We start from the raw sequence: 22,821 nt of genomic DNA, 5'->3' as shown, positions 1-22,821 counted from the left end.
TTTCGCCAGAAATTCCGCTTTAAGATCCTCCGGTTCTCCGGCCATTCCGCAGATTCGCGGGACATACTTGACGCGACCCCGCCGGCACCGATTCCAGGGGAGGCTGCTTGAAAGCCGAGGAGCGCTGGCAGGCCAGGTTCCGCGCGCCACGCATGACCCTGCCGACATGGGCCCGCCAAGCACCACATCACGCCGTGTACCGCGGCGACGCCTCCGGCACCTGGGAGATCCACGCCTGGGACCGCTCGACCGGCCGTACCCGCCAGGTGACCGACCGGCCCGGCGGCACCACGCACGCGGCCATCGACCCCACCGGCCAGTGGATCTGGTGGTTCGCCGACACCGACGGCGACGAGTACGGCGGGTGGATGCGCCAACGGTTCTCCGGCGGCCCCGACATCCCGGTGGACACGCCCCCCGGTCACCCCGGCGGGCTCGGCCTGTCCGTCGCGGGCGGCGCGGCGGTCGGGCGGTCCGGCCGCGACGGCTTCCAGGTCCTGCTCGTCCGCGACCAGGAGGACCCGGTCACGATCTACGAGCACGGCGAGCGCGCCTCCGTGGCCGCGATGTCCCTCGACGGGTCGCTCATCGCGATCGACCACAGCGAGCACGGCGACTCCCGTCATCCCGCCCTGCGGGTCGTCAGGGCGAACGGCCGCACCGTCGGCGAGCTGGACGACGGCACCGGCAAGGGCGTGACCGGCGTCCGGTTCGCCCCCGCGCTCGGCGACCGGCGACTGCTCGTCCTGCACGAACGGCGCGGCCGGCACGAGCCGCTGATCTGGGACCCCGCCACCGGCGAGCAGCGGGAGATCTGGCTCCGGGTGCCCGGGGAGATCGACGCGGACTGGTACCACGACGGCCGCGCCCTGCTCATCGTGCACAACCACCGAGGCCGTACGGAGCTCCTGAAGTACGACCTCACCGGCGGCGGGCTCACCCCGATCGACAGCCCGCGCGGCGTCATCGACGCGGCGGCCCCACGCCCGGACGGCACCGTGGAGTACTCCTGGTCGAGCGCCTCCCAGCCGCCCGTGATCAGGTCGAGCAACGGCCACGTGGTGATGAACCCCGGGCGGGCCGCGCCGGCCTCGGTGCCCGTCGAGGACGTCGACGTCGAGGGCCCCGGCGGCCGGATCCACGCGCTGATCTCCCGGCCGGAGGCCGGTGCCCCGCCGTACCCCACGGTGTTCCTCCTGCACGGCGGGCCGGCCGCGCAGGACGGCGACGCGTTCCTGCCCGGTGTCGCGGCCTGGGTGGCCAGCGGGTTCGCCGTGGTCCGGGTCAACTACCGCGGCTCCATCGGATACGGCTCCGCCTGGCGCGACGCCCTGCACGGGGACGTCGGGCACATCGAGCTCGCCGACGTGACGGCGGTGCGCGAATGGGTGGTCGGCCGGGGCGTCGCCGATCCCGAACGGCTCGTCCTCGCCGGCGGATCGTGGGGCGGCTACCTCACGCTCCTCGGCCTGGGCACCCAGCCGAAGATCTGGGCCGCCGGCATCGCCGCCGCGCCCATCGCCGACCACGCCGCCGCGTACGAGGACGAGGCGGAGCGGCTGCGGGCCTACCATCGGGCGCTGCTCGGGGGGTCACCCGACGAGATGCCCGAGCGGTACGCCGCGTCCTCCCCCATCACCTACGCCGACCTGGTCCAGGCGCCGCTGCTGGTCCTCGTCGGCGAGAACGACCCCCGGTGCCCGATCCGGCAGATGGAGGACTATCTCGAGGCCCTGGCCCGGCGAGGGCACGACGCGCACACCTACCGGTACGACGCGGGGCACGGCACGCTCGTGGTGGAGGAGCGCATCCGGCAGATGTCCCTCCAGATCGACTTCGCGATCAGGGCGCTCGCAGAACGAGAATAGCCAGGTCGTCGGCGCTCGGCTCGGGGGCGAAGTCCTGGCAGGCACGGCGGATCCGCTCGGCCACCGCCCGCGCGGACAGGTCCACGCACTCCGCCAGCAGCTTGGCCAGCCCGCCGTCGTCGTCGAGCAGCCGCGAGCCGCACCGCCTCTCGGTCACCCCGTCGGTGACCCCGAGCAGCACGTCGCCGGACTCCAGCCGGACGCTCTCCTCGTGGAACTCCGCCTCCGGGAAGACGCCGAGCAGGGACTGCGGGGACGCGACGGCCTCCACGACGCCGCTCGGCCGGAGCCGGAGCGCCTCGGGATGCCCGGCGGACACCAGGTTGATGTCGAGGCCGCCCTCCGTACGCGTGATCTCGCCGTGCAGCAGGGTCAGGAACCTGGCCCTGTCGCCCTCCTCAAGGATCGCCTGGTTGAGCCGGGCGACCACGGCGGCGACGCCGTACCCCTCCCGGGCGAGCAGGCGGAGCGCGTGCCGGGCGAGGCCGGTGACCGCCGCCGCGACCGGGCCGGTGCCGCAGACGTCGCCGATGGCGAACCGCCAGACGCCGTCTCCGACGGGGAACAGGTCGTAGAAGTCCCCGCCGACCTCGTTGGTCTCCCCGGCGGGCTCGTAGATGACGTGGGAGTCCAGGCCGGGTGTGTGCGGCTCCTCCGGAGGCAGCAGGCTGCGCTGGAGCGCCAGGTTCGCCGCCGCCTGCTGGGCGTACAGCCGGGCGTTGTCCATCGCCAGGGCGGCCCGCCGGCAGAGGTCCTCGGCGAGTTGCATGACCTCGTCGGGGAAACGGTCGCTGCGGCCGACGCACATGATGCCGAGCCGCCGCCCGCGCGCGGTCAGCGGGAACGCCAGCGCCTGCCACTCACCCACGTGCAGCACGGCGGGTCCGTCGCCCGGCGGCATGGCGATGTCCGCGAGCTCGTCACGAAGCGCGTCCATCTGCGTCTCGTCGGCGTGCCAGAGGTAGGCGGGCACCACGTCGCCGGAGCCGTGTTCCACGGTGTAGACGGCACACCAGGTCGCGAGCCTCGGCACCACGATCTGGGCGATGATCGCCGGGACCATGTCGGGGTCGAGCGTCCCCGCGAGCAGGTCGCTGGCGTCCGCGAGGAAGCCGAGCCAGCCCGGCCCGTGCATCGCCTCGCCCACCCACTCCTCGCTGGTACGGCCGACGCCTCCGGGCAGGTCGATCCGCGCCCAGCGAGTGCGGGCGGATCCGCTGAACGTGACGCCCCAGGAGACGGCGTTCGTGGGCGGATGGACCGCATCCGCCTCACCCTTCTCGCGCACCTCCACCTGGACGGAGTCACCGTGGTGCACCCACATGACCTCGAAAGGACCGTCTCCGGCCTCCTCGACGAGGTCGCCGGCGAGACGCTCGGCGTCGACGCTCACGGACATGGCGGCCCACGCGGTCATCACTTCACGCGTGAACCGCCTCGCGGCTGGTACGGCCTCATCACCCGGCGCGAAGGACGCGGCGAGCACGGCACGTGGGGTAGTTGTCACCGGTTCCGTGTTATCACACTTCGACCTGACCCTCGTCAAACAAGCAGACGACTACATGCCACGGAACGTGACAGACTGGCATGAGGTTCGTGCTCGGCACGGCTGCGGTTCCACCGTGCTCGTTGGACCTGAAAATCCCGCAGGGGAAGGAGGCTCGATGTCGCGTGCCAACGGTGAGGCCGCAGATTCGGAGCGGTGCTACACCGAGTCCGACCTGAAGCCGCTGCTCGACACGCTCGTCACATGGCGGGACGGCGACTTCCGCCGTCGTGTGCCGCACGCGCCTCCCGGCATCCTCAGCGAGATACGTCTCCTTCTCAACGAGGTCGCCGACCGACGCGAGCACCTGGCGAACGAGTTGGTACGCGTCCGGCGTGAGGTCGTACGCGAGGGCCGGTTCGCCGAGCGTCTCATGCCCGGCCCCGGAGTCGGCCTGTGGGCGGAGAACGTCGAGTCCGTCAACGACCTGCTCGACGCGCTGGTCACCCCGGTCAGCAGCGCGGCCGACGTGATCGACGCCGTCGCCAAGGGCGACCTCTCCCGCCGCATCGACATCTCACGGAGTGCCCGCGGCGAGGTGCGGCGGCTCGGTAAGGCCGTCAACGGCATGGTGGACCAGCTCGCCCTCTTCACCTCCGAGGTGACGAGGGTCACCAAGGACGTCGGCACCGAGGGCAAGCTCGGCGGCCGGGCCAACGTGCGCGGCATGTCGGGCAGCTGGCGCGACCTCACCGAGGCCGTCAACACGATGTCCGGCCGCGTCTCGGCGCAGGTCCGCGACATCGCCGTCGTCACGACCGCGGTGGCCCGCGGCGACCTGAGCCGCAAGGTCACGGTCGACGCGGTCGGTGAGATGTTCGAGCTGAAGAACACCGTGAACACGATGGTGGACCAGCTCTCGGCCTTCGCCGAGGAGGTCACCCGCGTGGCCCGCGAGGTCGGCACCGAAGGCCGCCTCGGCGGCCAGGCCCAGGTCCGCGGCGTCTCCGGCGTCTGGAAGGACCTCACCGACAACGTCAACTTCATGGCGAACAACCTCACCTCACAGGTCCGCCAGATCGCCGCCGTCTCCACCGCCGTCGCACAGGGCAACCTCTCCAAGAAGATCACCGTCGACGCCCAGGGCGAGATCCTTGAGCTCAAGGACACCCTCAACACGATGGTGGACCAGCTCTCCGCCTTCGCCGACGAGGTCACCCGCGTCGCCCGCGAGGTCGGCACCGAAGGCCGCCTCGGCGGCCGCGCCGAGGTCAAGGGCGTGTCCGGCGTCTGGAAGGACCTCACCGACAACGTCAACTCGATGGCCAAGAACCTCACCTACCAGGTGCGGAACATCGCCCAGGTGACCACGGCCGTCGCGAACGGCGACCTGACCCGCAAGATCGACGTGGACGCCCAGGGCGAGATCCTTGAGCTGAAGAGCACCATGAACACGATGGTGGACCAGCTCTCCTCGTTCGCCGACGAGGTCACCCGCGTCGCCCGCGAGGTCGGCACCGAAGGCCGCCTCGGCGGCCAGGCCCAGGTCCGCGGCGTCTCCGGCGTCTGGAAGGACCTCACCGACAACGTCAACTTCATGGCGAACAACCTCACCTCACAGGTCCGCCAGATCGCCGCCGTCTCCACCGCCGTCGCACAGGGCAACCTCTCCAAGAAGATCACCGTCGACGCCCAGGGCGAGATCCTTGAGCTCAAGGACACCATGAACACGATGGTGGACCAGCTCTCCGCCTTCGCCGACGAGGTCACCCGCGTCGCCCGCGAGGTCGGCACCGAAGGCCGCCTCGGCGGCCAGGCCCGCGTCCTCGGCGTCTCCGGCGTCTGGAAGGACCTCACCGACAACGTCAACTCGATGGCGAACAACCTGACCTACCAGGTGCGCGACATCGCCGAGGTGACCACCGCCGTCGCGAACGGCGACCTGACCCGCAAGATCGACGTGGACGCCCAGGGCGAGATCCTGGCGCTGAAGACGACGATCAACACGATGGTGGACCAGCTCTCCTCGTTCGCGTCCGAGGTCACCCGCGTCGCCCGGGAGGTCGGCTCCGAGGGCCGCCTCGGCGGCCAGGCGCGCGTCGAGGGCGTCGAGGGCATCTGGAAGGGCCTCACCGAGAACGTGAACGAGCTGGCCGGTCGCCTCACCACTCAGGTGCGCGCCATCGCCGCCGTGACCAGCGCGGTCGCCCGCGGCGACCTCACCCAGTCGATCACCGCGGAGGCCGAGGGCGAGCTGGCCGACCTCAAGGACAACATCAACACGATGGTGGGCAACCTGCGGCTCACCACCAAGGCCAACCAGGAGCAGGACTGGCTCAAGTCCAACCTGGCCAGGATCTCCCGCCTCATGCAGGGCCACCGCGACCTGATCGAGGTCGCCCGGCTGATCATGAGCGAGCTCACGCCGCTCGTGTCCGCCAGCCACGGCGCGTGCTACCTGGTCGTGGACGGCGAGCTCACCCTGATCGCGGGGTACGGCATCCAGCCCGGGTCGAGCCCCCGCCAGCGTTTCGCCCTCGGCGAGGGGATCGTCGGCCAGGCGGCCCTGGAGACCCAGCAGATCATCCTGGAGAACGTCCCGGCCGAGTACATCACGATCGAGACCGGCCTCAGCACGTCCACCCCGGCCCAGATCGTGGTCCTGCCGATCCTGTTCGAGAGCCAGGTGCTCGGCGTCCTGGAGATGGCCTCGTTCAACCAGTTCAGCGAGGTGCACCTCGCCTTCCTGACCCAGCTCGTGGAGACCATCGGCGTCACGATCAACACGATCATCGCCAACTCCCGCACCGAGGACCTGCTCAAGGAGTCCCAGCGCCTCGCGATCGAGCTGCAGGAGCGCTCCGACGAGCTCCAGCGCCAGCAGGAGGAGCTGCGCCGGTCCAACGCCGAGCTGGAGGACAAGGCCGCGCTGCTGGCCAAGCAGAACCGCGCGATCGAGATCCAGAACTTCCAGATCGAGCAGGCCAGGCGCACCCTGGAGGAGCGGGCCGAGCAGCTCGCGGTCTCCTCGCGCTACAAGTCCGAGTTCCTCGCCAACATGTCCCACGAGCTGCGCACCCCGCTGAACAGCCTGCTCGTGCTGGCCAAACTGCTCACGGAGAACGCCGAGGGCAACCTCACTCCGCAGCAGGTCGAGTTCGCCAGGACCATCCACGGCGCAGGCTCGGCCCTGCTCCAGCTGATCAACGACATCCTCGACCTGTCCAAGGTCGAGGCCGGCCGCATGGACGTCCACCCGCAGCAGCTCTCACTGCCCAAGCTGGTCGACTACATGGACGCCACGTTCGCCCCCGTCGCGCAGGACAAGGGACTGTCCTTCTCGGTCGAGGTCGATCCGAGCGTGCCCGGCGAGCTGCGCACCGACGAGCAGCGGATGCAGCAGGTCCTGCGCAACCTGCTCTCCAACGCGATCAAGTTCACGCCCAAGGGCGAGGTCCGGCTCAAGGTCAGCCACGCTCCGGCGCACGTGCCGTACGTCGACGAGACGCTCCAGGCGTCGGACAACATCCTCGCCTTCTCGGTGATCGACTCCGGCATCGGCATAGCGCCGGACAAGCTTGAAGTCATCTTCGAGGCGTTCCGTCAGGCCGACGGCACGACCAGCCGCAAGTACGGCGGCACCGGCCTCGGACTGTCCATCTGCCGGGAGATCGCCCGCCTCCTCGGAGGCGAGATCCACGTCGACAGCGAGCCGGGCAAGGGCAGCACGTTCACCCTCTACCTGCCCATGGCGTACTCCGGACCGCTCGCGGCACGAGACGGCGGCGCCACGACCAGCGGCGCGTACAACGCGGGCGACGAGCTCATCGAGCGGGAGAGGGACGAGATCCTCCCGGAGATCCCGCTGCCGACCGACCTGCCGGTGCCCCAGCTCGCGCCGGTGCTCAACGGCCAGGACTGGCAGGGCGACGACCCGCTCAACGGCGCCAAGATCCTGATCGTGGACGACGACATCCGGAACGTCTTCGCGCTCACCAGCGTCCTGGAGCGGCACGGCTCCACCGTCGTGTACGCCGAGAACGGCCGCGAGGGCATCGAGCAGCTCGAACGCAACGAGGACGTCGCCCTCGTCCTGATGGACATCATGATGCCGGAGATGGACGGCTGGGCCACCACCACGGCGATCCGGCAGATGCCCCAGTTCGCCGACCTGCCGATCATCGCGCTGACCGCCAAGGTGATGCGCGGCGACCGGGAGAAGAGCATCGCCTCCGGAGCCTCCGACTACGTGCCCAAGCCGGTCGACGTCGACCGGCTGCTCGAGCGCCTTCGCGGCTGGCTTCTGCGCGGCCGTGAGGCCACCTCCGAGACCCGCGAAGGAACCTGATCGATGCCGGACCGCGCCAAGATCCTCCTTGTCGACGACCGCGAAGAGAACCTGATCGCCCTGGAGGCGATCCTCAGCTCGCTCGACCTGATCCCCGTCCGGGCCCGCTCGGGTGAGGAAGCGCTGAAGGCCCTGCTGGGCACCGAGTTCGCGCTCATCCTCCTCGACGTACGCATGCCCGGAATGGATGGGTTCGAGACCGCCGCCCACATCAAGCGGCGGGAGCGCACCCGCAACATCCCGATCATCTTCCTGACCGTCGTCGACAGCGCCCCCGACTACGCCTTCCGCGGGTACGCCGCCGGAGCGGTGGACTACCTGACCAAGCCCTTCGACCCGTGGGTGCTGCGCGCGAAGGTCGCCGTCTTCGTCGAGCTCTACAACATGAACCGGCGGCTCGCCGAGCAGGCCACCCTCCTCCGCGAGCGGCTGACCTCCGAACTTCCCGAAGGAAACGGCGCCGACCAGGCCGAGGTGCTGCCCGAGCTGTCCCGCCGGCTCAGCGCCGTCGAGGACGAACTGGCCCGGGTACGTGAACTGGTCGGCAAGACCGGCGAAACCCCCCTCATCGGCCACATGAGCGACCTCGCCGAACGCGTCGGCCGCCTCAGAGCCGGTTTCGACGCCCTCGCCTGACCTCAGCGTCCCACCCGCTCGTCGGTCAGCTCAGCGTCGCGCCCGCTCAGCATCAAAGGCCTCGCTCCGCTCGGCGGGAGCAGGCGCCCTCAGCCGCTGGCTTCCGTCCTCACTCGGGGCTCCTTCGTCGCCCACTCGCTCGTCGGTCAGCTCAGCGTCGCGCCCGCTCCAGGGCATCCCAGAAGCCGCGGCGCAGGGCCTGGCGGACCTCCTCGTGGAGGAGGAAGTCGATCGGGAGCGACGAGCCCTGGAGGAGCCGGGCCTCCAGGTCGGACGGCATCCGGGGCTTGCGGGCGAGCACCGCCTCCAGCCACAGGACGGGAGCGTCGCGAGCGACCGACTCCCCGAAGTCGAAGCCCTCCTTGTGCGCCGCCTGCACCGACTCGGCGAGCGTGGTCGTGCCGCCCGCGCTGTGCGCCGCCGGCTGGGTGGGCTGCGGTCCGGTGTACGGCCCCAGCGGCACTGGACCGGGCGAGGAATAGGCGTTCTCGGAGCTCCCGGAATAGTTCGAGGAGTTCGTGTAGTTCCCCGCGTAATGGTTCTGGGTCGCCGGAGCGCTCGGCGCGGGCGGCGACCCGAGGGGCGCCGGCAGCGGCGACGAGACCGGCGCGAGGGAAGAGATCTGGGCCACCGGTGAGACCTGCGCGGGCGGCGACGCCGGTGGCGATGTCGGTGCGGGCAGCTGGGCCGGCGGAGACACCTGGGGCGACGGCTGCGCGGGCGGCGTGGCGGCCAGCGGTGCCGGGGCCGGCGCGGGAAGCTGCGCGGGCTGCGGCTCCGGAGAGTAACCGGTGTACGCGGGAAGGGCCGGCTGGACCGGACGGGCGTGCGCGGCACCTGAGGAGGGAGTCGCGGCGGGCGCGGCGTGACCACCACCCACGGCACCACCGCCTGCTGCTCCACCGCCTGTTGCCCCGCCACCCAACGCGCCGCCGCCCAGCAGGCCGTTGTTCGGTGTGCCGCCCGGCAGCAGGCCGTTGGTGGAGGCGCCGTTGGTTGCCAGCAGGCCGTTGGTGGACGCGCCGCCGCCCACCGGCAGTCCGTTGGTGGACGCGCCGTTGGTCGAGCCGCCGCCCGACCCGCCGACACCGAACGTGGCGTTAGCGGGCTGCCCGGCGCCGTTCTGCCGGGACTGGCCGTTCAGGGCGGGCTGCTGACCGCCCGCGTGGGCGGGAGCCGGATCGGCGTTCGCGCTCGAAGTGGCGTACGGGCGGAGGTGGCCGCCACCGATCTCGATGAGGTCGTCGCACTCTTGGCGCAGCGTGCGGGAGGCCGACCAACCGCCGTCAACGGCGATGTGGATGACGGTCACCCGGATGCCGAGGTCCTGCGCGTCGCTGACGACCTCGACGAGGTCCTCGTCGCCGGTGACCACCACGGCGTCGCAGATCGCGTTGTTGCGTGCCAGCGTCATCATGTCGCGGTGCACCTGGGCGTCGACGCCCTCACGCCGGCCGGGGCGGATGCGGGCCAGGCGGAGCTTGAGTCCGGGAAGATCGGCCAGCGCGTCGTGCTCCGCCGTCCGGCGGCCTTCGACCGTCGCCTCGTACCAGTAGCACCGGAGCAGCGGAAGGCCGGTGCGTTCCTTGCACAAACCGGCCAGCAACTGGAGCAGCCCGGGGTAGTCCCAGGAGACGGCCTCTCGGTGGCGGGTTCCGTGCGCGGCCAGGGCGCCGTCCGCCAGCAGGTAGCCGGCGTCAACGAACAACGCGCAGCGATCCACGCGACACCGCCCTTCCTACGTGGCCATCTCAGGGTAATCAAGCGGGTGAAGCGGCGAGGGTGAATCGGCACGATTCAGGCCTCGCCGACACGATGGGGGTCTCGTGTGCCCCGGCCCCGATGCCGTAGCGTTCACGGAGACCGTACCAGTTTGTCCTGGTCTTGCCTTCCCCCCAATTCGGTATAAGACAGGGTCATGGCAGGGCCGGAACGCTGATCGCGGCGACACCGAATAGCAGCACGTCCTTCCTGGTCAGGATGTTGAGCACCGGACTCTGACCACGCAGCGTGACCGAGTCGCGCCGGGGCCCGGCCTTCCCCGGCCAGGTCAGAACGTCCAGCTTCGCCTGCCGTCCCCCGGCCGCCAGACCGCCGAGCGTGACGTTCAGCGGCCCGCCTCCCCGGAGCAGCGACGCCGTCTCGAGCACCGCCGCCTGCCCGTACGGCTGTCGCGGGTCGGAGGCGACCACGACCAGCGTCCACCCGGCCCGCCCGGCGGAACCGGCGGAACCCTTCGCGCCGTCGGACGCCCTGCTGTCCGACGCCCTGCTGTCCGACGCCCTGCTGTCCCTGCCGCCGGAGGCCCTGCCGCTGGAGGCGGACACACGCGAAGGACCGGTTCGGATCGACGCGTCCGCGACCCACCACACGCCGGCCGGCCCGCCGGCTCGTACGAGCCCCGTCACGTCGGCGAAGGCGAGATAGCCGGTCCCGGTGGGAAGGGTGCGCCGGGACACCTCGGCGGCGTGCACCGTCACATAGTGCCGTGAACGTGGCGCCCGGACCCGGACGTCACCGGCGGGAGCGGTCCCCTCGCCACCGGCCGACCAGTAGAGCCCGGCCCAGAGCACCCGGCTCCGGCTCGGCAGCGTGAGACGGGCGGGGCTGGAACTGCGCGTCGCCGGGTCCTTGTCGAGATCCACCAGGACCTTCTCCGTACACGTGGTCCGCTTCGGCGGACAGCCCGACAGGGCGTTGCCGACGGCCTGGCCGGTCACGTGACCGTCGGTCGCGAAGCGTGCCGTGGCACCGGAGGCGCGGACCCCCTTGGCCGACGTCGCGGCCGCCCGCAGCGCGCCCGCCCGGACCCGTACGGTCGGGCCGCGGTCCTCCGGAGCGTCACCGGACACGTTCACCGGCAGGAAGAGCGAGGTAGCTTGGCCCGCCGCGAGCGCGTCGTGCGCGCACCGCACCCCCTTCCCGCTCGTACGGCACGCCCAGCCATCCGCCGTCTCCGCCGACGCCGCGTGTCCTCTGCGTCCTCCGACGGTGGCGGGGACGACTCCCTTGGGCAGGTCAACGGCGGCTTCGACCTCCTGCGAGGCGGCGTTCCCCGTGTTGCGCAGCCGTACGGCGACGATGCCCCGGCGAGCCCGCACGAGCCCGCCGACCGGTTCGACGGTCGCGGCGAGCCGGGCCACCCGGGGCACGGGAGCCTGGGCCTGTTCCTTGGACATGAAGGGCCGCTCGACGACCGGCGGTTCCGGTGTCGTCTCTCCGGGATCCCGCGCCCCACCTGACGGTGCCGGTGAGGCCGAGGACGAGGGCACAGGCGAGACGGAGACCGAGACGGCGGGCGAGGCGGCGGGCGAGGAGCGGTGGAACGGGGAGAGCGGTGGAACCCCCGGGTGGGACGGCCCCTCGGGGGAACGCGCGGCCGACGCCCGCCCGGACGGGGACAGCCCGGACGGAGACAGCCCGGACGGAGACAGCCCGGACGGGGAGGGCACGGGTGGAGACGGCGCCGGTGGTGACACCACGGGTGGGGAGGGCACCGGCTGCGGGCGGCCGTGCCCGCCGTCCGCACCATGATCGCCGATTCCGCCGGTTCCGCGGTCTCCGCCGCTCCCGTCCCGGCCGTCGCGGGAGCCGTGCCCGTCGTAGGAGCCGCGCCCGTCGTGAACGCCCTGTGCGGACGGGTGGCCGCCACCGATGACGACGTCGGAGAGGAACAGCCCACCGGCCGCGGCCGCGGCCGTGCCCGCCGCGGCGGCCCAGTACGCGAGGGGCACCCGCCGCACCCAGCGGCCGACGCCGGTCCGTCCCCCGCCTCCCGCGGTGGCGGCGCCGCGGAGCGCGGCGAGATATCCGGTGAGGAAGGGGCCGGCGACGAGCGGACCGACGACGACCCGCAGGCCCTGGACGACGTCGGACAGTTCGAGGAAGACCGTCCGGCAGTCGACGCAGTCGGCGACGTGGCCGTCCACCAGGCGGGTCTCCCGCCGGGTCAGGCCACCCCGGACGTAGGCCGCCATCTTCTCCACCATCACCCGGCAGCCGGGCAGCGGACCGCCGTCCAGGTGGATCTGGAGGAACGCCTGGCGCAACCCCTCGCGGGCGCGGTACGCGAGGGTCGCGACCCCCTTCACGGAGAGGCCGAGCATCGGGGCGATCTCCGCCGCGCCGCAGGTCTCCACCTCGGTGTGCCACAGCACCATCCGCCACCGCTCAGGCAGGGAGAAGTACGCCGTGGCGACGAGCGAGCGCTCCAGCCCGGCGTAGGCCGGGTCCACGTACGGCGTGCCGAGCGCGTCCTCGTCGGTCTCGCCCGCGGCCGTACGGCGGAGCGCGGTCAGGAGGTAGGGGCGGAAGGCCGATTCCGGGCCGCCGCCACTCCTGATCGCGTTGAGAACGGCCGCGAAGGTCTCGGAGACGATGTCCTCGGCCTCCGCTTCGCCCTCGACCATCTGGCCGGCCAGGGAGCGGGCCGCGGCGACATGGCGATCGAAGAGCGGCGCATAGGCCGACACGTTGCCGCCCCGCACCGCGTCCAGGAGTTCTGCATCGGTTTGCCGGATTCCCGCACTCATTGTTACCTCACGATTACGCTGAGTCGTCCCGCACATGATTCCGCCGACCATGCGATGCCTAAACCGGTGACGGGTCCTTACCTCCGAACCGGTGGCCGCGACCTCGTAGGCTGGGCGCCATGAACGACCGCGAGAAGCTGCTTGACGAGATCAAAAAGAAGGGGGTCGTGCACGGCAGGGTCGTGCTCTCCTCGGGCAAGGAGGCCGACTGGTACGTCGACCTGCGCCGCATCACGCTCGACGGCGTGGCGGCCCCGCTCGTGGGGCGGGTGATGCTCGACCTGACCGAGGACCTCGGCTATGACGCGGTCGGCGGCCTGACGCTGGGCGCGGACCCCGTGGCGACCGCGATGCTGCACGCCGCCGCCGCCCGGGGCCGGACCCTTGACGCCTTCGTCGTACGGAAGGCGGGCAAGGCCCACGGCCTGCAGCGCCGGGTCGAGGGACCGGACGTGAAGGGGCGCCGCGTGCTCGCGGTGGAGGACACGACGACCACGGGCGGCTCCGTGCTGACCGCCGTGGAGGCCCTGCGCGAGGCGGGCGCCGAGGTCGTGGGCATCGCGACGATCGTGCACCGGGGTGGCGACGAGAACCTGGCCGCCACCGGTCTGCCGTACCGCTCGGCCTACGGCCTGGCCGATCTGGGGATCACGTCGGCCTGAAAGTTTCAGCCCGGCCGGATCTCAGCGGGAACGGCTCACCTTGAACGCCTGGCGCTCCCCGGTCTCACCCGGGGGACGCTGGGTCCCGTTCTCCAGGACCGTGACCGTGCTCGCGTCGCCGAGGACCACGTCGAGTTCGGGGTCGAAGTAGGACGCCTGCTCGCCCCGGGTCAGGTCCCGGTCCATCAGCACGTCTCCGCCGGGAATGCGGACGAAGACCGGGCACCGGTCGGCGCTGCACACGATCTGGACGGTCGCCGTCCGGGTGCTCGCGGGTGAGGGCGTACCCCCGGAGGCGCGGGGCGAGGAGGAAGGGACGGCCTCGGCGTCTCCCGAGCCGAGGACCGTCAGCAACGAGGTGGCGAAGGCACCGGCGACAGCCAGCGCGAGCAGGACCGCCAGGCCGATGAGTACCAGCCGGGCGATCCCCATCGGATCAGACCTGTGGCGTCCCACATACCGGAGGGTAGCGGCTCCACGAAGAGGTCAACAGCACCCAAATGGGGATTAATCACTCTTTCATGCACCAGAGGGGTCAGCGTCCCGCGTGGTGCTTCCCCTTCGGCTCCGCCACGGCACCGGCCTTGCGGTTCTTCAGGACCTCGCGGACGATCGGCACCAGCGACAGCACGACGATCAGGAAGACGCCGGGCAGGATGTACTTGTCGATGCCCTCGACCTTGCTGCCGAGGAAGTAACCGAGCAGCAACAAGGCCTCGACCCAGACGACGCCGCCCACGACGTTCCACACGAAGAACTTGCGCGCGTCCATTTCCAGGACACCGGCGACGGGGTTCATGAAGGTGCGGACGATCGGCATGAACCGCGCCGCGACCACGGCCTTGGCCGGGCCGAACTTCTCGAAGTAGTGCTCGGCCTTTTCGACGTGCTCCTTTTTGAACAGCCGGGAGTCGGGCTTGTCGAAAAGCTTGCGGCCGATTCGCGCGCCGAGCAAATGGCCGAGCTGGGCGCCGAGGATCGCGGCCAGCGGTGTTCCGACGAGCAGGGTCGGCAGCGAGAGGGGTTCGATGCCCAGCCCCTGCGCCGCCGCGGCGGAGCTGAAGATCCCGGCCGCGACCAGCAGCGAGTCGCCCGGCAAAAAGAAACCGACGAGCAACCCGGTCTCGGCAAAGATGATCGCGATGACGCCGACCGTCGCGAAGGCGCCGAGCATGGTCAGCCACCACTGCGGGTCAAGAAGGTTCAGGATCACGTCCACGCCCCGAGCTTACCGGTCGGATATGAGGCGACACTTAAAGAAGACGGGCCGCGGCCCCGAGCCTGCTTCACACATCGGCACACGCTTCGGGATACTTGCGACCGCCGGTAACTGTCTCAGAAGGAGATGAATTTCCGATGCCTATCGCGACTCCAGAGGTCTACGCCGAGATGCTCGACCGGGCCAAGGAGGGCGGCTTCGCCTACCCGGCGATCAACGTGACCTCGTCCCAGACGCTGAACGCGGCGCTGCGCGGCTTCGCCGAGGCGGAGAGCGACGGCATCATCCAGGTGTCGACCGGCGGTGCGGAGTTCCTCTCCGGCACGACGGTCAAGGACATGGTGACCGGCTCGGTCGCCCTGGCCGAGTACGCCCGGGTGGTGGCCGCCAAGTACCCCGTGACCGTCGCCCTGCACACCGACCACTGTCCGAAGGACAAGCTGGACGGTTTCATGCGCCCGCTGATCGAGATCTCTCGTGAGCGGGTCGCCAGGGGCGAGGAGCCGCTGTTCCAGTCCCACATGTGGGACGGCTCCGCCGTACCGCTGGAGGAGAACCTCTCCATCGCCTCCGAGCTGATCGAGAAGTGCGCCGCGGCGCGTGTGATCATGGAGATGGAGATCGGCGTCGTCGGCGGCGAGGAGGACGGCGTCGTCGGCGAGATCAACGAGAAGCTGTACACCACGGCCCAGGACGCCATCGCCACCGCCGAGGCCGTCGGCCTGGGCGAGCGCGGCCGCTACCTCCTGGCCGCGACGTTCGGCAACGTGCACGGCGTCTACAAGCCGGGCCACGTCAAGCTGCGTCCCTCCGTCCTGAAGGACATCCAGGAGGCCGTCGGCGCCAAGTTCGGCAAGGAGAAGCCGTTCGACCTCGTCTTCCACGGCGGCTCCGGCTCGCTGCTGGAGGAGATCCACGAGGCCATCTCGTACGGCGTGGTCAAGATGAACATCGACACCGACACGCAGTACGCCTTCACCCGCCCGGTCGCGGACCACATGTTCCGCAACTACGACGGCGTGCTGAAGGTCGACGGGGAGGTCGGCAACAAGAAGGCCTACGACCCCCGTTCGTACGGCAAGGCCGCCGAGGCGGGCATGGCCGACCGGGTCGCCGAGGCCTGCCGCCACCTCAAGTCGGCGGGCACCAAGCTCCGCTGACCGGAGCCCGGTCGACCACACGTCTGACCAGGCGTCGCCGCGCGGAACATGTTCTTCCGTTCCGTGCGGCGACTTCCCGGAGAATTTCCGTCAATCTTGCCCCCGCCCGCTCATCACAGTGCGGGCTGTCCACAGGTAAGACTGTGGACATGGAATCGCATGAGAACCTCCTGGCCGGTCCGCCGCCCACCCTCCTCCCGGACAACACCGAGGCCCGAGAGATGCTCGAAGCCGGCGCCAAGGCGGCCGACGTGGCCGCGCGCTTCCCCGCCTACTCGGAAGCCTGGGCGGCGCTGGCCGACGACTACTTCGCGGCCGGGCACGCCGTCACGTCGTACGCGTTCGCGCGCACCGGCTACCACCGCGGCCTCGACCAGTTGCGCCGGGCCGGATGGAAGGGCCACGGCCCGGTCCCGTGGGACCACGGGCCGAACAAGGGCTTCCTGCGCTGCCTGCACGCGCTGAGCCGGGCCGCGCAGGCCATCGGGGAGAAGGACGAGGCCGAGCGCTGCGCCCAGTTCCTGCGTGACAGCAGCGCCGACGCCGCGAGGGAGCTCGCCGGACACTGAAGTGCCGTGACCTGCCCGAGCCGGTGGGAGCCGTACACGCGGGGTGACCGCCCACTTAGGACCCGGAGATCCCATTTTCCGACCGGCTCAGGTAGTCTCTGTTTGCAAGAGGCCCCTGTCGTGCTTGCGCCAGGGGTTTTCGTTTTGTGGTGCAGGAGTCAGACCATGCCGGCTGTGGTTCTCGTAGGCGCCCAATGGGGCGATGAGGGCAAGGGAAAGGCCACCGACCTGCTCGGGGGCGACGTTCACTACGTCGTCCGCTATCAGGGCGGTAACAACGCGGGCCACACCGTGGTCATCGGCGACCAGAAATACGCCCTGCATCTGCTGCCAACGGGCGTTCTCTCCCCGGACGTGGTCCCCGTGATCGGCAACGGCGTCGTGGTCGACCCGGGCGTGCTGCTCAGCGAGATCGACGGGCTGGCCCAGCGCGGGATCAACGCCGACCGGCTGCTGATCTCGGCGAACGCCCACCTGATCATGCCGCATCACAAGGCCATCGACAAGGTCAGCGAGCGCTACCTGGGCAAGGCCAAGATCGGCACGACCGGGCGCGGCATCGGCCCCGCCTACGGCGACAAGATCTACCGCATGGGCATCCGCGTCCAGGACCTGCTGGACCCGGGCATCCTCCAGCAGAAGATCGAGATCGCCCTCGGCGACAAGAACCAGATCCTCACCAAGATCTACAACCGGCGCGGGCTCGACCCGGTCAAGGTGCTCGACGAATACCTCGCGTACGCCGAGCGGCTCAAGCCGCACATCACGGACACGTCGCTGGTGCTGAGCAAGGCGCTGGACGAGGGCAAGGTCGTCCTCCTCGAAGGCGGCCAGGGCACGCTGCTGGACATCGACCACGGCACCTACCCGTTCGTGACCTCGTCGTCCCCGACCTCGGGCGGCGCGTGCGTCGGCTCGGGCATCCCGCCGTCGCGGCTCACCCGCGTCATCGGCATCCTCAAGGCGTACACCACGCGGGTCGGCTCGGGGCCGTTCCCCACGGAGCTGACCGACGAGATGGGCGACTGGCTGCGCTCCACCGGCGGCGAGTACGGCGTGACCACCGGCCGCAACCGCCGCTGCGGCTGGTTCGACGCGGTCATCGCGCGGTACGCCACCCGGATCAACGGCGTGACCGACTTCTTCCTCACCAAGCTGGACGTGCTGTCCGGGCTGGAGCGCATCCCCGTCTGCGTCGCGTACGACGTGGACGGCGTGCGCCACGAGGAGATCCCCATGACACAGACCGAGTTCCACCACGCCAAGCCGATCTACGAGGAGCTGCCCGGCTGGCAGGAGGACATCACCGGCGCCAAGACGTTCGACGACCTGCCGCCCAAGGCGCAGGATTACGTCAAGGCGCTCGAGGAGATGAGCGGGGCCCCGATCTCCGCGATCGGCGTCGGTCCCGGCCGCACGCAGACCCTCCAGATCCGCCCGCTGATCTGAGCGCGTTTCCCCACTCCCGCAGGTTGTGCGGCATTTGAGCGGATGCGCGCCGAGGGGGTGGGGATGCTCGGGCACCGCCGGCCTACCCAGTAGGGTTCGCCGTTGTGCACGGACACGTTGAACTACACGGCCATCGGGGAGCGCGCGGGCTGCGGCCCGAGAACACGCTTCCCGGGCTCGCCTTCGCGCTGGAACTCGGGGTCGACGCACTGGAGTTCGACGTCGCCCTGAGCTCCGACGGGCAGATCGTGCTCACGCACGATCTGATCGTCTCGCCGGTGACCAGCGCGGACACCGGGATGGCCACGGCGGGCGACGAGATGTTCCCGTACGTCGGCAAGCCGATCGGCTCCCTGACGCTGGACCAGCTCAGGACGCTCGACGTCGGCATCCGGATGCCGAAGCGACCCGACGACCCGTTCGCGCTCACCCAGGTGCCGCTGCCGGACACCCGGATGCCCACGCTCGGAGCCGTGCTCGGCCTCGTCGACGCGTACGGCGCGGACCAGGTCAGGTTGCACGTCGAGCTGAAGTCCGACCCTGAGCACCCGGACCTCTCGGCCGATCCGCACGCGTTCACCGAGCTCGTGGTGAAGGAGCTCGACCGGCACGGCCGGCTCGCGAACACCGCCCTGCTCAGCTTCGACTGGCGCGTCCTCGAGATCGCGCGCCCGCTGGTCGACCGGCGGTACGCGCTGGTCGAGCAGGTGACGATGACCCCAACCTGGATGAACGGCCTGGAGCTGGCCGACTTCGACGGCGACCTGGCGGCCGCGGCCCTGGCGGTCGGGGCCACCGCGCTGTCCCCCGACCGCGTGCTGGTCGACCGGGCACTGATGGCCGGCGCGGCGGACCGCGACCTTCCGGTGGTGGTGTGGACGGTCAACGACCCCGACGAGGCGGCCGGGCTCATCGACCTGGGCGTGGCGGGCGTCGTCACCGACTATCCGGACCGGATGCGGCGTCTGTGGGCCGCCCGGGGGCTTTCCCTGCCGTCGCCGATCCCCCCGCTCCGCAACGCCGTCGCCTAGCCCCGTCAGCCGTCCCCGGCGTCCTGCTCCTCCTCCTCGGGCGATTCCGCGATGGACAGGGCGCCGGACGGGCAGAGCTGTACCGCCTGCCTGACCGCGCCCGCCATCGAGGCGGGCGGCTCCGGGACGAGAAGGACGACGGTCCCGTCGTCCTCGCTCTGGTCGAACACCTCGCCCACGGCGAGCACGCACATCCCGGCCCCGATGCAGCGGCCGGTATCCGCGACGATCTTCATGGTCGTCCCCCCTCCTACCAGGTGACCGGCAGCCGGTGCACCCCGTAGATCGCCATGTTGGTCCGCATCGGGACCTCCTCCGGCGGTACGGCGAGGCGCAGGCCGGGGAAGCGGCGCAGCAGGGCCGGGTAGGCGATCCGCATCTCGGTCCTGGCGAGCTGCTGGCCGAGGCACTGGTGGATGCCGTGGCCGAAGGTGAGGTGCCCGCCGGCGTGCCGCGTCACGTCGAGCTGGTCGGGCTCCGGGAACCGCTCGGGATCGCGGTTGGCGGCCGACACCGACAGCGTCACCGACTCACCCGCCCGGATGAGACGACCGTCGATCTCGACGTCCTCCAGAGCCGCCCGTACCGGGCCGATGTGGATGACGGTCAGATAGCGCAACAACTCCTCGACGGCGTCCTCCACCACCTCGGGTTTGTCCCGTACGGCGGCGAGCTGGGCGGGGTTGCGCAGCAGGGCGTAGGTGCCGAGGGCCAGCATGTTCGCGGTCGTCTCGTGGCCGGCGATGAGGAGCAGCGTGGTGACGCCGGTGAGCTCCTCGTCGGTCAGGTCGGTGTCCGTCGCGAGCGCGCTGACCAGGTCGTCGTCCGGCTCGGCCCGCTTGCGCCGCACCAACTCGTCGAGGTAGTCGAGGAGGTCGTTCATCGCGGCCTCCACCTCCTCGACCGTGGAGTCCAGGCTGAGCAGCACGGCGGAGTCGCGCTGGAACTTCTTCCTGTCGGCGTACGGGACGCCGAGCAGCTCGCAGATCACGAGGGACGGGATCGGCAGCGCGAACGCCCGCACGAGGTCGATCGGGCCGCCCACGTCCTCCATGGCGTCCAGATGATCGCGGGTGATCTCCTCGATCCTCGGCTCCAGCAGCTTCATCCGGCGGACCGTGAACTGGCCGGCCAGCAGGCGCCGGTAGCGGGTGTGGTCAGGCGGGTCCATGCGCAGGAAGAAGCCCGGACGCCGCAGGGTCGAGCGGAACTGCGCGGCCCGCTGCGGGATCGGCATGTGCAGGAGGTCGATGCGCGTGCTGAAACGTGGGTCGGCGAGGATGGCACGAGCGGCCGCGTGGCCCGTCACCAGCCAGCCCTGGTGGCCGTCCGGGTAGGCCAGCGGGCGGATGGGGTCCTCCTCACGCCAGCGGGCCAGGTCCTCCGGCGGGTCCAACGGGCGTACGCGCGCGAGGGGAAGGGTCACCGGACGGGTCGCGGCCTCGGTCATGACGGGCTCCTTGTGGAAGAGCTGCCGGAATTCGCTGCACCTATTCCACGGAACAACATTTAATGCAAAGTTGCAATGAATGAAGATATATATGTCGTAAAGTTGGACTATGTCGCACCCTCCTGGCCTGCGGGAACGCAAGAAGATCCGCACGCGCAACGCGCTTGTCGACGCGTCTCTGCGGCTGTTCGAGGAAAAGGGCTACGACGCGACCACCATCGCGGAAATCGCCGCCGCCGTGGACGTCTCGCCGCGGACGTTCTTCAGTTACTTCACCAGCAAGGAAGACGTCGTCTTCTTCGACAACGAGGTGCGGGTCGCCGAGGCCCTCCGCGTGATCGCCGACCGCCGGCCCGGGGAGTCCGCGATGGATCTCCTCGTCCGGGCGGCACGGCAGAGCCTGGACCGCGACTTCGCGGACGCGGACAGGTCCGTCGAGGCGGCCCAGCGGCGCACACACCTGATCGAGTCCGTCCCCTCACTGCAGGCGCGGGCGCTGCACCTGCTCTTCGACACGCAACGCCGGGTGGCCCGCGCCCTGCACGAGGCGTGCCCCGACCAACTCGACCCCGTCGAGGCCGCCTCGGCGGTCGGCGCGATCGTCGGCGCGGCCAGGCTCGCCGCCATGACGTGCGTCGACCAAGGAGCCTCTCCCCCGGAGGTACGGGCCGCCATCGACAAGGCGATCGACATCACGATCAGGGGTCTCGGCTCCTTCGGCTCCCCCGGCCACGACGCCCGTTAGCAGCGACTACGAACCCTCGTACAAGCGGGCGAGGTCCACGAGTTCGATGTCCGCCCGTGCGTCGGCGACCCGGCGAAGGTCGTCGGTGAACCCCGACCGGCTGAAAAGCAGCAGCTTGGGCGGCGACCCGACCTTGGCGGCGGGCAGCAGGCCGCGAAGATGTTCGAGGCGCCGCACGTGCGACACGTCCATCACCGCACCGGTCCCCTTCGCCTCGCCTATCGCGGTTATCCGGTCCGCCGCGAAGGAGGGCGATTCCGTGACGACGATGTCGATCTCATGCCCCCGCCGGTGCTCGCGGCAGGCGATCTCGGTGGGGCGGACCCTGGCCGCCACTCCTCCAAGCGTCCCCGAGTCGGCGTGCTCGAAGCACCAATCACGGGCCAGGTCCTCGAAGTGCGGCCCGTAGATCTTCGCGGCAACGGTATCGGCGTTGTCGGCCCATACCCGACTCGCCCGTCCGATCACCAACTCGGGCTCGTGACGTTGGACCAGAAGCTGGTGGAAGCGGACGACCGGTTCCGCGATCCGGTACACGCTGCGCTTCTCCCTGAGCGCGTCGTCGATCTGGACGATCAGGCCGATGTCCCGGAGGCCGGACAGCAGGTGACCGAGTGCGCTACTGGGGCGGCCCAGCGCCGACGCGATCTCGGAGCGGCGATGGTTTCCCGCGCTCAGAGCCGCCAACGTCGCCGCGTACGAGGTGGGATCGACGATGGACGACTCCTCCCGCAGGAGCAGGCCGCCCTCCCGGAACATGGCCGAGGCGGGGTTCAACAACCGGCGCGCCACCCACTCGTCGAAGTCGGCCGCCGAAGATGGGGAGGACCCTCCGCTCATTTCGAGGTACGCGGGAGTTCCACCGACCAGGGCATGCAGCCGGAACGCGAGTTCCGGATCGTGCGACACCTGCCAGAACGCGGCGGCTTCCCGGTACCGGAACGGGCGGACGACCAGTTCCATGCTCGCCCGCCCGCGAAGCGGAGCCCCGCCGCCGAGCAGTTGGGCCATGGTGGTCAGCGCGCTGCCGCAAAGGATCATCCTGGTGCGGGTCCGTTCCTTGGCGAACCCAAGTGGGCGGAGCGCCTGCTGGAGATAGGACGGAAGTCCTGGAGTGGCGCCGACCAGGTACGGAAACTCATCGATGATCACGGGGACGGCACGGTCCTCGCCCAGCCTGAACAGCTCCTCCAGCGCCTCCTGCCACGACGGGAATTTGACGTGCTGCCGGAGTCCGAGAAAGGCGCCGTACGCGGCACCGAGGTCGGCGAGATTCTGCGTCTCGCTCTGCTGGGTGGCCGCGAAGAGGAAGCCTGAGGTCTGCCGGGCGAGAAGTTCGAGCATCAACGTCTTGCCCTGGCGGCGCCTCCCGTAGACGAGGCCGAGCGTCGCACCGATGGCGGGCATGGCGGCGAACTCGGTCAGCTCCCGCCACTCCGTGTCTCGCCCGAACAGCCGCTCAGGCTTCCCCGTGACCTGCATCGGACAATGATAGTTCCAGCTATGATAACTAGAGCTATCTTTCTCAACCTTCCTTCGAGGACGCCGGCGAAGCCCGAGGTAGCGAGGCGATCGACATCACGATCAGGGGTCTCGGCTCCTTCGGCTCCCCCCGGCCACGACGCCCGCTAGCCGCGGCCCCTTCGGTGACGTCAGGTCGGGAATG

The 22,821-nt window shown here is 70.3% G+C and carries 17 protein-coding genes; 9 read left to right on the top strand and 8 right to left on the bottom strand.

Going from position 1 to position 22,821, the window contains the following annotated elements:
- Positions 1 to 152: 152 nt before the first annotated feature.
- On the top strand, positions 153 to 1,868 hold the full coding sequence (locus AB0I59_RS29655) for a S9 family peptidase (RefSeq protein WP_435831118.1): 1,716 nt from the start codon (positions 153 to 155) through the stop codon (positions 1,866 to 1,868).
- Here the strand turns inward: AB0I59_RS29655 and AB0I59_RS29650 are convergent.
- A complete protein-coding gene (locus AB0I59_RS29650) occupies positions 1,843 to 3,375 on the bottom strand; it encodes a PP2C family protein-serine/threonine phosphatase (RefSeq protein ID WP_061260078.1) in 1,533 nt (510 codons plus the stop codon). The genes AB0I59_RS29655 and AB0I59_RS29650 overlap by 26 nt on opposite strands.
- 157 nt (positions 3,376 to 3,532) lie before the next feature.
- On the opposite strand from AB0I59_RS29650, the gene AB0I59_RS29645 reads away from it, so the two are divergent.
- On the top strand, positions 3,533 to 7,702 hold the full coding sequence (locus tag AB0I59_RS29645) for a HAMP domain-containing protein (protein WP_061260079.1): 4,170 nt from the start codon (positions 3,533 to 3,535) through the stop codon (positions 7,700 to 7,702).
- 3 nt (positions 7,703 to 7,705) lie between these two features.
- A complete protein-coding gene (locus AB0I59_RS29640; RefSeq protein WP_061260080.1) occupies positions 7,706 to 8,338 on the top strand; it encodes a response regulator in 633 nt (210 codons plus the stop codon).
- Between the two features lie 151 nt (positions 8,339 to 8,489).
- Here AB0I59_RS29640 and AB0I59_RS29635 read toward each other — a convergent pair whose 3' ends face one another.
- Together AB0I59_RS29635 and AB0I59_RS29630 are read right to left on the bottom strand one after the other, a co-directional pair.
- Positions 8,490 to 10,046: an NYN domain-containing protein gene (locus tag AB0I59_RS29635; RefSeq protein WP_358138165.1), complete on the bottom strand. Its 1,557-nt coding sequence runs from the start codon at positions 10,044 to 10,046 to the stop codon at positions 8,490 to 8,492.
- A gap of 208 nt (positions 10,047 to 10,254) precedes the next feature.
- Positions 10,255 to 12,870 (bottom strand): sigma factor, encoded by a 2,616-nt coding sequence (locus AB0I59_RS29630; protein ID WP_358138163.1) that lies wholly within the window; start codon positions 12,868 to 12,870, stop codon positions 10,255 to 10,257.
- Between the two features lie 119 nt (positions 12,871 to 12,989).
- On the opposite strand from AB0I59_RS29630, the gene AB0I59_RS29625 reads away from it, so the two are divergent.
- Positions 12,990 to 13,532: an orotate phosphoribosyltransferase gene (locus AB0I59_RS29625; RefSeq protein WP_061260083.1), complete on the top strand. Its 543-nt coding sequence runs from the start codon at positions 12,990 to 12,992 to the stop codon at positions 13,530 to 13,532.
- 21 nt (positions 13,533 to 13,553) lie between these two features.
- On the opposite strand, the gene AB0I59_RS29620 is transcribed toward AB0I59_RS29625, so the two are convergent.
- The gene (locus AB0I59_RS29620; protein ID WP_358138160.1) at positions 13,554 to 13,988 is read right to left on the bottom strand and encodes a hypothetical protein; all 435 of its coding nucleotides are present in this window, start codon (positions 13,986 to 13,988) and stop codon (positions 13,554 to 13,556) included.
- A gap of 79 nt (positions 13,989 to 14,067) precedes the next feature.
- The gene (locus tag AB0I59_RS29615) at positions 14,068 to 14,751 is read right to left on the bottom strand and encodes a DedA family protein (protein WP_061260085.1); all 684 of its coding nucleotides are present in this window, start codon (positions 14,749 to 14,751) and stop codon (positions 14,068 to 14,070) included.
- Positions 14,752 to 14,888: 137 nt separating this feature from the next.
- Here AB0I59_RS29615 and fbaA point away from each other — a divergent pair, with 137 nt between their 5' ends.
- The 4 genes from fbaA (at position 14,889) to AB0I59_RS29595 (ending at position 18,960) form a co-directional block, all read left to right on the top strand.
- The gene (fbaA, locus tag AB0I59_RS29610; protein ID WP_061260086.1) at positions 14,889 to 15,911 is read left to right on the top strand and encodes a class II fructose-bisphosphate aldolase; all 1,023 of its coding nucleotides are present in this window, start codon (positions 14,889 to 14,891) and stop codon (positions 15,909 to 15,911) included.
- A gap of 149 nt (positions 15,912 to 16,060) precedes the next feature.
- Positions 16,061 to 16,480: a DUF3151 domain-containing protein gene (locus tag AB0I59_RS29605; protein ID WP_061260087.1), complete on the top strand. Its 420-nt coding sequence runs from the start codon at positions 16,061 to 16,063 to the stop codon at positions 16,478 to 16,480.
- Between the two features lie 165 nt (positions 16,481 to 16,645).
- Complete coding sequence (locus AB0I59_RS29600; protein WP_358138156.1) at positions 16,646 to 17,929, top strand: adenylosuccinate synthase; 1,284 nt, start codon at positions 16,646 to 16,648, stop codon at positions 17,927 to 17,929.
- Between the two features lie 104 nt (positions 17,930 to 18,033).
- Positions 18,034 to 18,960 (top strand): glycerophosphodiester phosphodiesterase family protein, encoded by a 927-nt coding sequence (locus AB0I59_RS29595; RefSeq protein ID WP_358138153.1) that lies wholly within the window; start codon positions 18,034 to 18,036, stop codon positions 18,958 to 18,960.
- A gap of 5 nt (positions 18,961 to 18,965) precedes the next feature.
- Here AB0I59_RS29595 and AB0I59_RS29590 read toward each other — a convergent pair whose 3' ends face one another.
- On the bottom strand, positions 18,966 to 19,196 hold the full coding sequence (locus tag AB0I59_RS29590; protein ID WP_061260089.1) for a ferredoxin: 231 nt from the start codon (positions 19,194 to 19,196) through the stop codon (positions 18,966 to 18,968).
- 14 nt (positions 19,197 to 19,210) lie between these two features.
- Positions 19,211 to 20,410, bottom strand: a complete 1,200-nt coding sequence (locus AB0I59_RS29585) for a cytochrome P450 (RefSeq protein WP_358138150.1) — start codon at positions 20,408 to 20,410, stop codon at positions 19,211 to 19,213.
- A gap of 109 nt (positions 20,411 to 20,519) precedes the next feature.
- Between AB0I59_RS29585 and AB0I59_RS29580 the strand changes: the two genes are divergently transcribed.
- Positions 20,520 to 21,155: a TetR/AcrR family transcriptional regulator gene (locus AB0I59_RS29580; RefSeq protein WP_358138147.1), complete on the top strand. Its 636-nt coding sequence runs from the start codon at positions 20,520 to 20,522 to the stop codon at positions 21,153 to 21,155.
- A gap of 6 nt (positions 21,156 to 21,161) precedes the next feature.
- On the opposite strand, the gene AB0I59_RS29575 is transcribed toward AB0I59_RS29580, so the two are convergent.
- Positions 21,162 to 22,637 (bottom strand): ATP-binding protein, encoded by a 1,476-nt coding sequence (locus tag AB0I59_RS29575; RefSeq protein ID WP_358138145.1) that lies wholly within the window; start codon positions 22,635 to 22,637, stop codon positions 21,162 to 21,164.
- Positions 22,638 to 22,821 lie beyond the last annotated feature (184 nt).

The sequence above is a fragment of the Microtetraspora glauca genome, from assembly GCF_040656155.1.
GTDB lineage: Bacteria > Actinomycetota > Actinomycetes > Streptosporangiales > Streptosporangiaceae > Microtetraspora > Microtetraspora glauca.
This window is presented reverse-complemented; position numbering and strand designations above follow the sequence as displayed.